General features: G+C 38.2%; 9 protein-coding genes. 5 read left to right on the top strand and 4 right to left on the bottom strand.

What is annotated here, in order from left to right:
* Window position 1 precedes the first annotated feature (1 nt).
* The 4 genes from CXF71_RS03950 to CXF71_RS03965 form a co-directional block, all read right to left on the bottom strand.
* Window positions 2–1,024, bottom strand: coding sequence for an AAA family ATPase (locus CXF71_RS03950; protein WP_232771371.1), 1,023 nt, complete (start codon window positions 1,022–1,024; stop codon window positions 2–4).
* A gap of 72 nt (window positions 1,025–1,096) precedes the next feature.
* Window positions 1,097–3,364 carry a HEAT repeat domain-containing protein gene (locus tag CXF71_RS03955; protein WP_232771372.1) on the bottom strand — a complete coding sequence of 756 codons (2,268 nt, stop codon included), beginning with the start codon at window positions 3,362–3,364 and terminating at the stop codon, window positions 1,097–1,099.
* Between the two features lie 154 nt (window positions 3,365–3,518).
* A complete protein-coding gene (locus tag CXF71_RS03960) occupies window positions 3,519–5,057 on the bottom strand; it encodes an arylsulfatase (protein ID WP_101231680.1) in 1,539 nt (512 codons plus the stop codon).
* A 315-nt stretch (window positions 5,058–5,372) separates the two neighbouring features.
* A complete protein-coding gene (locus CXF71_RS03965; RefSeq protein WP_198559824.1) occupies window positions 5,373–6,941 on the bottom strand; it encodes an arylsulfatase in 1,569 nt (522 codons plus the stop codon).
* A gap of 245 nt (window positions 6,942–7,186) precedes the next feature.
* Here CXF71_RS03965 and CXF71_RS03970 point away from each other — a divergent pair, with 245 nt between their 5' ends.
* From CXF71_RS03970 to CXF71_RS03990, 5 genes are all read left to right on the top strand, one after another.
* A complete protein-coding gene (locus CXF71_RS03970; protein WP_101231681.1) occupies window positions 7,187–8,896 on the top strand; it encodes an alkaline phosphatase family protein in 1,710 nt (569 codons plus the stop codon).
* A 234-nt stretch (window positions 8,897–9,130) separates the two neighbouring features.
* The gene (locus tag CXF71_RS03975; protein ID WP_101231682.1) at window positions 9,131–10,975 is read left to right on the top strand and encodes an ABCB family ABC transporter ATP-binding protein/permease; all 1,845 of its coding nucleotides are present in this window, start codon (window positions 9,131–9,133) and stop codon (window positions 10,973–10,975) included.
* A gap of 47 nt (window positions 10,976–11,022) precedes the next feature.
* Window positions 11,023–11,610, top strand: coding sequence for a DUF1415 domain-containing protein (locus CXF71_RS03980; protein ID WP_101231683.1), 588 nt, complete (start codon window positions 11,023–11,025; stop codon window positions 11,608–11,610).
* A gap of 372 nt (window positions 11,611–11,982) precedes the next feature.
* Entirely contained in the window at window positions 11,983–12,717 is a 735-nt protein-coding gene (locus CXF71_RS03985; protein ID WP_101231684.1) for a LysE family translocator, read from the top strand.
* Window positions 12,718–12,855: 138 nt separating this feature from the next.
* Complete coding sequence (locus CXF71_RS03990) at window positions 12,856–13,701, top strand: hypothetical protein (RefSeq protein ID WP_232771373.1); 846 nt, start codon at window positions 12,856–12,858, stop codon at window positions 13,699–13,701.

Raw genomic sequence — 13,701 nt, forward strand, 5'->3', positions numbered from 1 at the left:
CTTAGGCAACAGCCACCTGTTTAAGTATTTCATCTATCACCGCATCCGCAGTAATACCATCAGCTAAGGCGTCATAACTGAGCACTAAACGATGACGAAGTACCGCATGGGCAACAGAGCGAACATCATCAGGGTCAACAAAGTCTTTGCCGTTTAACCATGCTTGCGCTCGGGCACATTTGTCAATAGCGATACTAGCTCTTGGACTTGAGCCAACCGTTAACCACTGCTGTAAAGGAGAGTCAGGATAGCGTTCGGGCTTTCTTGTTGCCATAACAATGGCAACAATGTAATCAATGATAGCTTGGCTACAATGAATAGTATGAATTTCATCTCGTGCGGTAAAAATGTGTTCAGGACTGATATTTTCAACCGATTGAAGGCTTTTTTCTTCGCTACGTACTAATTTAATTATGGCAGCTTCAGCGGCATCATCAGGATAATCAAGATTAATTTTCATGATGAATCGATCCATTTGCGCTTCAGGTAACGGGTAAGTCCCTTCTTGCTCAATGGGGTTCTGAGTCGCTAACACCATAAATAATTCAGGTAATTTGTAGGTTTTACCGGCAACGGTGATTTGTCTTTCTTCCATCGCCTCTAAAAGTGCAGCTTGTACTTTGGCGGGTGATCTATTGATTTCATCAGCAAGTAATAGGTTGTTAAAAATAGGGCCTTGCTGGAAAGTCAGTACAGGTTTGCCATTAACTTCTTGATAAACCTCAGTACCCGTAACATCAGAGGGTAATAAATCCGGGGTGAATTGCACCCGGCCTAGATCAACAGCAAGGGAGCGCGCTAAGGTTTTAATTGAGCGTGTTTTTGCTGTGCCGGGCAAACCTTCTAATAGAATATTACCATTGGTTAATAAGGCAATAAGTAGTGAGTCAACAACATGAGACTGACCAATAACCGATTGCTCAATTTGTGCTTTTAATAACTGTAACTGCGCGAGTGAATTAGACTTGTTAGCCGTGTGGTTATTCACTTGGTCACTTGTTTGCTCATTAGTTTGGTCACTCATAAAACAATCCTTTTTATTTGTACTTTATTTGTGCGTTAATTGGCTTTTACTAATCGTTAGCTAACGGCTACGTTACTGATTTAGCTGTTGCCTAAGCGCTTCAATGACATTATTCGGCACTAACGGAGCAAGTTGCGTTAAGCATTGTTTTGCTAATCCACTTTTGTGGCGTACTTGCATGTCACATAACGCATATAAATGCTGTGGATTATTGCTCAGCTGAAATGCTTGATACAAGGCTTTATAAGCCGCACTAGGTTTTTCTTGCTCTAAACTTAAACCATACACATAAAAATAATGACTGTTTTGTGGGGCAAGTTGTGTCGCAATGGCTAATGCTTGTGCTGCTTTAATTTTATCTTTAATCCTAATATAGGCGAGTCCTAAATTATAAGGAAGACTTGCATCATCAGGATTCGCTTTTGTGCCTTGCTGTAAAACTTGAATACTTTTTTGGTTGTTCCCTTGTTGATAATACACTTGGCTTAAATTGAGGTAAGTTTGCGCGAACTGTTTTTCTATTGTTATGCCTTGTTTGAAGGCATTTATGGCTTGGTCATAGTGACCTTGATAGGCAGCAATAATTCCTCTATTAGAGTGGGAAAAACTGCGGTCATTATTAAAGCGTTGGCTTGCTATGTATTCATCAAGGGCCGGTGTTAATTGTGCTTGTTGTGGTGCTGATAAATTTTGCCACAAGCTGGTTAATGCAAAAGCAGCACTGCTTCTGACACTTAACACTTTATCGTTTAATAAAGGTGAAAGGATGCGCCATTTTTCAGCGCTGGCCATACTTTGTGCACCCTCAATGGCGCCTAAGCGTATATTCTCATCTGGATTTTTAACCGCACGAGCAATGGCTATAATAGTATTGGTGTTGGATACACTCGCCATTTTTGTTAATGCCGAAGCCCGGATAATACCAGCGTAACTGATGGTTTGAGATAGTCGAGATAGCTCAGAAGCCACACCTTGCAGTTGCTGCTCATTCAAGGCTAAGTTCATAGCAGAGAAAACAGCGACAAAGTCCTTTTCTGTTGCAACTGTTGAATTAGGGTACCAAGCATTAACTTTACTGGAACTCCATTGACTATCTTTATCTTCATGACAACTTAAACAGGTATCAGGTGTGCCTAATTGTTTTGCTAAGTTAGGTGTCGGAATATGGAAACCATGATCACGCCGGGCGTCAATTTCCATATAAGTGGTTTCTGGCATATGACAATTAACACATTGTGCGCCAGTAGAGTTTTCTCGGTGTTTATGATGCTCTGTAGAGGCGTAGTTATCAGACTGATGACACTGTAAACAGAGTGTTTCTATCGGTAGTTTCAGTTCAGCAGTGTGCGGGTTATGACAATCACTACAAACAACACCATTTTTGTACATTTTAGATTGCAGAAACGAGCCATAAACAAAGTTTTCGTTATAAACTTGTCCATCGGGGTGATAATTAGTGCTGGAAATTAAATCAAGTAGGTATCGCTCTCCAAAAGCATTGCCATCTACATGATTCTTATTACTAATTTGAGTGCGTCTACTATGACATTGAGCACATACTAATACTTGTTGGCTATGATCAATAGCTTGTGGCGTTAAGGTTTTATTATTGTCGCTTGCTTGCCATGTTTGAACCGATTTTGACAAATCTCTGCTAAACCCTTTGTCATACAATGCAATGGCATCACCTGTTGTGCCAACCACTTGTTTAGATTGTGCTTTTGCGGGTTGGTTAGCCCAACTTAAATGCTCACTAGCAGCACCATGACAACTTTCACAAGCAACATTAATCTCGCTAAAAGTTGTGTTGTAGGTATTCGTTTTAACGTCAAAGTTCTTATCCACATTGGTTGAATGACAATCTGCACACATGTAATTCCAGTTTTGACCCGTATTAGTCCAAAAGAATTCTTGATGCTTTTTAGTCATATCAGGGTAGAGATTAAACCAGCGTTGTCCGCCTTGTTCTTTTGCACGTGAATCCCAAGCAAAGGGGATAAGTTGCACCCGACCATCTTCAAATTCAACCATGTATTGTTGCAGTGGTTTATAACCAAAAGTATATTTAATTTGATAGTCGTGAAACTGTCCATCCTCACCTTGGATATTGACCCAAAATTGTTGCCCTTTTTTAAAAAAGGAACTTTTATTAACGATACTTTTAACTCCGGCAACTAAGGTGGCGTTATTAAAATCACCTAAGACACTTTTGCTATCAGCATGTTTCATTGACAACTCATGGTGGGAGCCCTGCCAATCTTGATAAGCTTTTTCATGACAGCCAATACAGGCTTTAGAACCAACAAACTCTATAGCTTCACTGCCATAAGAGAGTACCAATAAACTGAAAGTAAGAAGTAGAGTTTTAATATTATTTACCTAAATTAAATTGCTTTTTAATAAACGAAGTTAACTACTTGAGATAATACCAATAAAAAAAGCCCGAAACAAAATTGTTCGGGCTATTAAGTTCATTAACTTGTAAATCGTTCAGTTATTTACCTTCAGATTTTTTTAAGAAAGTATCATATACCGCTTCAACTGACCAAGATCCAGTAGGTTGGCTAGGTGGATATTCTTTAAAAGTAGCTAAAAACTTAGCTGTTTCGGATAAACCTAAATAGATATATGGTGCTTTATCAATCATCCAATCGTAATAAGAGTTAGAATTTTCTTCCGCTTTACTCCATGGGTCACGACGTAAGTTAAGGATTTTAGGCATTCTTAACATAGTGAAAGGTTCAGTCCACAGTGCCATGGTTTTACCACGGTTTTCAGCATAGACCATTTTCCAATCACCAACACGAATGGCAACAGGGAAACCTTCATCATTTAAATAATGATAAATATTGCGTGGGCTTTTTTCTGTTTTACCGGTTAAATGAGGTAACATGTTATAACCATCAAGATGGATTTTTGATTGCTTATTACCGAAACGACGTTCGCCTTTTAGCATATCTTGTTTTAGTTTGGTATCACCTGCAACCGCAGCTAAAGTTGGCATCCAATCTAAATGCGCCATCATCTCATTTGAAACTTCACCAGCTTTGATTTTACCAGGCCAGCGCACCATCATAGGAACACGGTAAGCACCTTCTTTTTCACTGTTCTTCTCGCCATTAAACGGAGTAACACCCGCATCAGGCCAAGTATTGTAATGTACGCCGTTATCGGTCGAGTACATAACGATGGTATTGTCAGTAATTTTCAATTTATCCAGTTGGTCTAACATTTTACCAACATGGTTATCATGAGCTACCATAACATCGTTATAGAACCCTTGACCGGAAAGACCAACATGTTTCGGGTTAATGTGAGTTCTAAAGTGCATACCTGCGGTATTTACCCAAACAAAGAAGGGTTTTTTAGCCTTTACTGCTTTATCAACAAACTTCATTGCTGCGGCGACAAACTCGTCATCAGCCGTTTCCATGCGTTTTTTGGTTAAAGGGCCAGTATCTTCAATTTTACCATCGGCATAAGAATGAATCACACCACGTGGTCCGAATTGTTTCTTAAACGCCGGATCTTTAGGATAATCTGGATCTTCTGGTTCTTCCTCTGCATTTAAATGATAAAGGTTACCAAAAAATTCATCAAAACCATGATTAGTCGGTAAATGTTCATCTTTATCGCCTAAGTGGTTTTTACCAAACTGACCTGTGGTGTAACCTTTAGTTTTTAGCATTTCAGCTATGGTGATATCTCTTTCTTGAATACCTTCTTTAGCGCCAGGTAAGCCAACTTTTGTCATACCGGTACGTAAACCGGATTGTCCAGTGATAAATGTTGAACGACCCGCTGTACAACTTTGATCAGCATAATAATCGGTAAACATCATGCCTTCTTTCGCTATACGGTCGATGTTAGGTGTTTTAAAACCCATTATACCGTGGCTATAGGCACTGATATTTGTACGTCCTATATCATCGCCCCAGAAAAATAAAATATTGGGTTTTTCGGCTGCTGTTGCCGACGCTGTAGCGATTAAGCTAGCACCCATCATCAACATTTTTAATTTATTTGTAATCATTTAGGTTATCCTTTTATCACTAAAGAAACATTTAATTTTTATCTGCAAAAATGCAACACCCCATCAATATTCTTAATTGATGGTGTGTTGCACTTTAAATATGGAGTTATTTCATCGTAAATGCAATAACTTAACTGTAACTTATAGGTATAAGTTAGTTAGTAAGTTAGTTAGTTAGTTAGTTAGTTAGTTAGTTAATTGTGCTTATGATGTATTGCAGTTTTATTAAAATTACAAATCAATTTATCGCTATAAAAAAGCCCAACAATTGTTGGGCTTTTAACATTTATAAATAAAATCTTAATTGAATAATAATTATCGGTTAGGACTTAGCTGTTGTAGTTGCTTTAATGCTTTTTGGGTTCTAATACTTTTATAACCAATATCGCTCGCACTTAAACTACTACCTGCTTGGAAAGGATAGCCGTCAATGGTCGACATAAATGCTGATACTTGTTGTTGCGCAGGCACAAATAACCACATATTGTCAGCATACCAACGAAGATACATACCTGATTCAGTTGATGCAGTTTCAAATGGATCAGCATGCAAGTTAGTGATTACAGGCCAAGCGGGTGTTTTACGATAAGCCGTATTAATGCCACCTTCTTCAACAGCAAAAGCAATTTTCCACTCATTCCAACGTACTGCATTTAAGTCTCCTGCTGCGTTGAAATATAATTTACTAATACGTGGCGATTTTTTCTCTTTGCCTTCAAAGAAAGGCTTGAAGTTGTGACCATCGGCATGAATTCTAAATTTCTTACCGTTAGCTTTATGACCTTTTTTAAGCTTCTCAACGATATTCGGTTCGCCAGCAGCAGCTAAAATCGTTGGCATCCAATCTTCATGAGACATCATGTTATTGAATTTAGAACCCGCTTTAATGGTGCCAGGCCAACGTACTAATTGTGGTACACGCATACCACCTTCACTTGTTGTACCTTTTTCGCCTGCAAAAGGTGACGTACCGCCATCAGGCCATGAGAATTTCTCTGCGCCGTTATCAGTAGAGTAAATAACAATGGTATTGTCGGCTATTTTTAAGTCGTCTAATTTATCAAGTAAGATACCGACATGATCATCATGTTCAAGCATACCATCGGCGGTTAAACCAACGCCTGATTTACCACGATATTTTTCTTGTAAACGCGTCCAAACATGCATACGTGTTGAACTATGCCAGATAAAGAAAGGTTTTTTTGCTTTGTGAGCTTTATCAATAAACTTAAGGGTACCGGCTATAAATTCTTCATCGGCTGTTTCCATACGTTTACGTGTCATCGGGCCGGTATTTTCTATTTTACCATCGGCAAAAGAATGAATCACACCACGAGGACCGTATTTTTTATGAAATTCTTTATCTTTAGGGTAGTAATAGGTTTCAGGCTCTTCTTCAGCATTTAAGTGATAAAGGTTACCAAAAAATTCATCAAAACCATGGTTGGTCGGTAAATGCTCGTCTTGGTCACCTAAGTGGTTTTTACCAAATTGCGCGGTCATGTAACCTTTTTCTTTTAACAAATCAGCAATGGTAGGTGTCCAATCGGGTATACCATGTGTGGAACCAGGCATACCTATTGTTAACAACCCTGTTCGAAAGGGTTCTTGTCCTAAAATGAATGAAGCACGGCCAGCAGTACAACTTTGTTGTGCATAATGATGGGTGAATAAAGCACCCTCATCAGCAATACGGTCAATATTAGGTGTTTGATAACCCATCATTCCCTGGTTATAAGCACTAATATTATAATAACCAATATCATCGCCCCAAATGGCGAGTACGTTGGGTTTGGCTTTGTTGGTTGTTGCTGCTGCGCTAGTGGCGACGGCGAGTAAACCAACGCCTAACGCCAATTTTTTCATTACATTATTTATTTGCATGTTTTTTCCTTCAACGGACAGATTAATGAAACTAGATATGAATCACGAGAGTAAATATGGGACTCAATAAACTTAGTTGAATGTGATGTTAATTACTAGTAAAAACTGATGTTTTAGCGTAGTTTTAATTTATTGATAAGTAGTAGTAACGTGCTGTTGGTAATCACTATTAAAGTAAAGTACCTCTGGACAGTAAGTGCTAATAATAAAGATTTATTTAATTTTTTATATAAGGAAAAATTAAGATGTACATGCAAAAGAAAGGAACATTATTGCAATTAAGTGTTGTGATAGTAGGTTTGCTATCACTCTTACCCCTTCAAGCCGCCTCGGTAAAGCCTAAGTTAGTGCTGCAAATAACCGTAGACCAACTTCGCGGTGATATGCCGACCGCTTATTTAACTAAAATGGGTAAGGGCGGTTTCAGATACCTTTTAAATGAGGGCGTGGTTTATAAAGATGCTCATCATAATCATGCTAATACTGAAACCATTGTTGGCCATGCTACTTTAGCGACGGGAGCACTACCGGCTGTTCATGGCATGATAGGCAATGTTTGGTATGACGATAAGTTAGAGCGTCTTGTTTATAATGTTGAAGATAGTAGATACCCGTTATTATCAGCTAATGGCGATGTAAACCAAAAAACAGAACTTGATCCCACGCAACGCACCGCTAAATCTTCTGGCCGCTCACCAAGTAATATTCAAGTCTCGACTTTTAGCGATGAATTAATGATTGCTTCAAATGGCAAAGCGAAAGTCTTTGGCGTGTCGGTAAAAGACCGAGGTGCTATTTCCATGGCAGGACATATGGGGAAGGCTTTCTGGTTCTCTAAAAAAGCAGGAGAATTTGTTACCAGTAGTTATTACTATGATAAATACCCTGAGTGGGTTGCAAGTTGGAATGAGACAAAACCTACTAAAAAGTATCATCAAAAATCATGGCAATTAAGCCAAGCACAAAAAGGTTATGTGTTTGCCAAACAAGATGACCAAGAATGGGAAACCAAATTACCTGGTTTTGGACGAACGTTCCCCCATCAATATGGCGATATGAGTAATGCTTATTTCAATACTTTTTTAACGCTAAGTCCGGCGGGTGATGAGTTAACGTTAGATTTTGCTAAAGCCGTGGTAAATAATGAACAACTTGGACAAGATGATATTACCGATTATTTATCAGTAAGCTTTTCGTCTACGGACTATGTAGGCCATATTTTTGGACCATCAAGTTTAGAAGCTGAAGATAATATGCTGAGGTTAGATAGTACGTTAGCAAACTTATTTAAATTCATTGATAAAAAAGTAGGTTTAGATAATACCCTTATCGTACTTTCTGCCGATCATGGCGCTGCGGAAGTGCCAGCATACTTGTCATCGCTGGGTATGAAAACCAAAGCAGTTGCTCCTAAAGAGTGGGATAAAGCACCGAGTATGGAAGCACTTAAGAAACAGTTTGGTTTTGATACGGCGTTAATTAAAAGCTACTTTCATCCTTACATTTACCTTGATAGAGCGTTAATTGCTCAACGTAAGCTGTCGTTAAAGCAAGTACAAAAAGCCGTTGCAGTTGAAGTGTCAAAATTTGATGGTGTAGCACTTGCAGTAACAAGTAGCGATATTGAAGACGGTAATACCCCACAAGATTATTTACATACCTTAGTGGTTAATAATCACAGTAAAAATCGCTCGGGTGATGTGTATGTTGTACTTGAAGCACATCGCTTTGTTGCTGACATGGAAGGGTTAACTGTCGCGGCTACTCATGGCTCTCCTTGGGGATATGATACTTTTGTACCACTCATTTTCGCCGGATTTAAGATTGATGACGAAATTATTTACGACAGAGTAAGTACCACAGATATAGCGGTAACATTATCGGCGGTACTTGGTATTAAAGCACCATCAGGCGCGCAAGGGAAAATACTTAAAAAGGTACTTGATACTGATTGATTTGGTATACCCGAAATAACGATAGCTAAAAATTATAAACACAATCTAGCAACAGTAATAACTAGGTCGTTATTACTGTTTTTTCATTTGGTCCTATAAAAATGTAATTGATTTTGTCTTTGAGCCACATTAAATTTATGTAAAATCATTAGCATACTTAAACTATTTTTCTTAATGATTAGGCGAAATTAACTTTCTAATTTATTATAAAATCTTTGTCGTTAAAGAAATGCCATGCGCCCCTCGAGTTATCCAGACCAAGAAGTCAGTTCCATAAACTGGCAAGCATTCAAACTTATTCTCCCTTACTTATTCGAGTATAAAAAACGCATAGCATTTGCTATGTTTTGTTTAATATTAACTAAAATCGCCAGTGTTTATTTACCTTTTATCCTCAAAGATATTGTTGATACCTTAGATGCTAACAGCTCAAATGATCAATCAGCACTGATGATTGTGCCATTAGGTTTAGTGGCTGCTTATGGTTTAGTGCGGTTGTCGATAGTTGTTTTTGCAGAGATTAGAGATACGCTCTTTGGCCGCGTAACTGAGCGGGCTATAAGGCGTATTGGCTTAAAGGTTTTTCGTCACTTACATTCCCTTGATTTAGATTTTCACCTGAATAGACAAACAGGTGGTTTGTCTCGTGATATTGACCGGGGTACGTCAGGCATTAATTTTTTAATGCGTTTTATGGTTTTTAATATCGTACCTACCTTGCTTGAAATAGTGATGGTGGTGACTATTTTATTTGTTAAATACGGCATATGGTTCGCGCTAATAACGTTGTCCTCAATTATTACCTATATTGCTTATTCTATTTTTGCTACTGAGTTGCGTACACGTTATGTGCGTGCAGCCAACATAGCAGACTCTTCAAGTAATACCCGTGCCATTGATAGTTTACTTAATTACGAAACGGTTAAATACTTCACCAATGAAGAATTTGAAGCACAAGCTTATGACCAGCAACTGTTAACGTGGGAACAAGCTAAAATTAAAAACCGCTTATCGTTATTCGCGCTTAATGGTGGCCAAGCACTTATTATAGCGATAGCGATGACCGCAATGTTGGCATTAGCGGCGAATGAAGTCGCAGCGGGCGCTATGACTCTTGGTGACTTTGTACTGATAAACGCTTTTATGATGCAGTTATTTATGCCGCTTAATTTTCTAGGTTTTGTTTATCGAGAGATAAAGGGATCGTTGGCAAATATAGAAAACTTGTTTGGTTTATTAGCTAAAAAACCTAAGGTACAAGATGTTGCTGACGCAGTAGCGTTAAACTTGACGTCGCAGGACGATAGAGCGACTTCTCAGGATACTTCTCATTTGACTTCTCATATGAGAGAGCAGGCTAACATTGTTTTTGATAATATTACCTTTGCCTACAATGTAAAACGCCCGATTATTAAAGGCATTTCATTTAACGTTAATGCCGGTGAAAAAGTTGCCGTGGTTGGACAAAGTGGCTCAGGTAAATCAACCTTAGTTAAATTACTGTTTCGTTTTTATGATGTTGACTCAGGCACGATTAAAATTAATCAGCAAGATATTAGCCAAATAAGCCAAAAATCACTACGTACCCATATTGGTATTGTACCGCAAGATACCGTGCTGTTTAACGACACCTTATTTAATAATGTGCAATACGGCTGTCCAACAGCCAGTAAAGAAGAAGTGTTAAAAGCCATTGACCTTGCGCATCTATCTGAATTTATCATCAGTTTACCCGATGGTTTAGAAACGGTGGTTGGTGAGCGAGGCTTGAAACTTTCGGGTGGTGAAAAACAACGTGTTGCTATTGCCAGAACAATTTTAAAAGACCCACAAATATTGGTGTTTGATGAGGCGACATCATCCTTAGATAGTCAATCAGAACAAGCTATCTTAACGGCAATAAATGAAGTCGCTAAAAGTAGAACTAGCTTAGTGATCGCCCATCGATTATCTACCATAATTGATAGTGATAATATCATTGTGATGAGCCATGGCGAGATAGTTGAGCAGGGTAATCATCAACAATTACTCGCACAGGAAGGGCAATACAGTAAAATGTGGCAATTGCAGCAATCCTGACATTATTAAAGCGAATAACAATAAACACAGTCCTAGAGTAAATAGTAATGAATAAAGACGACCAGCAAGCAGAAAACCTATCAGTATCAGCTGAAGTTGATGCGACAAAACAGTGGTTAGATGAAATAATTATTGGCTTGAATTTTTGCCCTTTCGCGAAAAAAGAGTTTGTTAATAACACTATTTGTTATTACCCGTCAGAAGTAGAACAAGTTAAACCTGCTTTACAAATTTTTGTAGAACAATGCCATTATTTACAAAAGCATGATGAGCTTGAAACGACCCTGATTATTTTTACTGAGGGCTTTAGACGTTTCGACCGCTATCTCGATTTAGTCGATTATGCGAACAACTTACTGATTGACTCTGGTTTTGAAGGTGTATTTCAACTAGCAACAATGCATCCTGAATATTGTTTTGCTGATGATGATTTTGATGAAGCCAGTAACTTCACCAATCGTTCACCTTATCCTATGCTTCATATTATCAGAGAGGCAAGTATGGCAAGAGTGTTAGCCGTATATAAAGATCCTGAAAAAATACCAGAACAAAATATTGCACTAGCCCAGAAGAAAGGTAGTCACTATTTTCAAACGGCGTTAACGCGAATTCACCAAGCCCACCCACAAAAGTAGCGGTAATAAGAGGTGAAAAAATTTTAGTAAAGATCATGCGATAACTATTCTTAAAGATAACCAATCAATACGCTAAATTACATTTTGTTAACGCCATTGATTGGTCGAAACCTATACACTATTTGTTCGTTATTTGATAGATATAGGTTGGCTTATGAAAACCAGTTATCACGGCAAAGAATACCGCTTTAATTGCTTTGAAGATCTTTGGGCGTTTTACCGCTGCATATTAGCGCAAAGTTCTACAGGGGAATGCAAAGTAATTAGTAGCTAATTGCTTACACAGTGAACGGAGCCTTTTTGGATCTAATATCGCTTTATTTCATTTCTAAGGTAAAATGACGCACTTTTCATAAATATCCTCGTTGTAATATGCCTGCTTTAGAACAATTTTTACTTATCGCTATGGTACATTTTTTTGCTGTAGCAAGCCCCGGCCCTGACTTTGCGCTTATCTTAAAACAAAGCATCCGATATAACAGACGCATTGCTATTTATACAAGTTTCGGTATTGCCGCAGGCATTATTGTCCATGTGACGTATTCCCTGGTTGGCATAGGCCTTTTAATTGCCAGCGATGAGCGGTTATTTACCGCATTAAAATACATTGCAGCCAGCTATTTTTGTTATATCGCATGGCATTGTCTTCGTGCTAAAAAGCCAGATAATGAGCTATTAACCGCCGAAAGTGATGATATTGATAATAAACCCCTCATATCGCCTGAAGTAACGAATGAAGTAACGAATGAAGTACCGAATGAAATAACGAATGGAGCAAGCAAAGATACCACGGCTAGCAATAACCCGTCGGCTAAAAAAGCTTTTCTTAATGGTTTTTTAATCAATGCGTTAAATGTCAAAGCGACGTTATTTTTCGTCAGTTTGTTTTCTGTCGTTATCGCTCCTGAAACATTGTTAAGTATTAAAATTGCTTATGGTGCTTATTTAGTTGCAGCAACAGGGGCATGGTTTTGTTTTCTATCTTACATACTCACGCAAGAAAAAGTCCGTTTTGTCTTGCAACGTAAAGGTTATATTCTCGATCGAGTTATGGGTTTGATTTTATTGTTATTAGCCATTCAACTCGTACTAAGCGATCTTAATTAAGGTTTATTTTGATTTTTATGCTCTTATTAGGAGGTAGTTTTCTTGCTAGAGTTGTCGTTAAATTGAGCGGTGAGCAATCTGCTAACATTTCCAGTATAATAGTCAGTAAATCTCGTATTAATGTATAAAGGGTTCGTTTTGTTGCCAGAAAAAAATATAATTGTATCCATTGGTGGTAGTGTTGAGCGTGCTGTAAAAGGCGAGTATTCAATTGATGTGAAAGCTGTTTTAAGTGAAGCGTGGCAGCAGACAGTAAAGTCCAGAATGTCGATTAATCTAGCACTATTTTTAGTTTTAATTTTTGGCATGATGGTGTCGTTTATTGCCAGTAGCTTTTTTGGTGGTATCGAACTTGTTATCAAAGACCCTGAGTTACTGCAGCTAATTAATGTCATTGTTACCATTGCCGTATGGCCATTTATTGCAGGTATTGAAATGATGGGCGTTTACCATGCAGTGAACAAGCCTACGCAAAGTAAAATGGTACTGTCGTTCTTACATCGAGGTAGTTGGGTTGCGCTTAGTGCTCTGTTAACGTCACTTCTTATTAGTATTGGTTTTCAATTGTTAATCGTACCCGGTGTTTTATTAGCGGTACTGTTGTCGCTAACAGTACCTTTAGTGGTAGAGAAAAAACTAACCCCGGTACAGGCTATTGTTCTGTCTGTTAAAGCATTACGCTTTAAAGTAGTGCCGCTTCTAAGTATTTACGTTGTATTATTTATGGCGTTAATTTTCCTTATACTCCCTATTGCCTTATTGATTGAATCGAGCTTAGCGCCTCTTGCTATCATGGTATTTCTATTTGGCTTCTCGTATTTAGCACCTTGGTATTACAATGTTAAAGGTGTGCTGTACCGAGAGATTTTTGGTGTGTATGTTGATGAAAATACTTCTGAGATAGATTTAGCCGATGCTGTTAATAAAAACTCCGCGAATAAAGACACTGAGCACAATGGCTCAGATGATACTTTTTCCGCTTAA

This window comes from Colwellia sp. 12G3 (assembly GCF_002836775.1).
Taxonomy (GTDB): Bacteria; Pseudomonadota; Gammaproteobacteria; order Enterobacterales; family Alteromonadaceae; genus Colwellia.

Coding starts and splice junctions, on each gene's coding strand:
- CXF71_RS03950 (WP_232771371.1), bottom strand. CDS start 1,024: ATGAGTGACCAAACTAATGAGCAAACAAGTGACCAAGTGAATAACCAC.
- CXF71_RS03960 (WP_101231680.1), bottom strand. CDS start 5,057: ATGATTACAAATAAATTAAAAATGTTGATGATGGGTGCTAGCTTAATC.
- CXF71_RS03965 (WP_198559824.1), bottom strand. CDS start 6,941: ATGCAAATAAATAATGTAATGAAAAAATTGGCGTTAGGCGTTGGTTTA.
- CXF71_RS03970 (WP_101231681.1), top strand. CDS start 7,187: ATGTACATGCAAAAGAAAGGAACATTATTGCAATTAAGTGTTGTGATA.
- CXF71_RS03975 (WP_101231682.1), top strand. CDS start 9,131: ATGCGCCCCTCGAGTTATCCAGACCAAGAAGTCAGTTCCATAAACTGG.
- CXF71_RS03980 (WP_101231683.1), top strand. CDS start 11,023: ATGAATAAAGACGACCAGCAAGCAGAAAACCTATCAGTATCAGCTGAA.
- CXF71_RS03985 (WP_101231684.1), top strand. CDS start 11,983: ATGCCTGCTTTAGAACAATTTTTACTTATCGCTATGGTACATTTTTTT.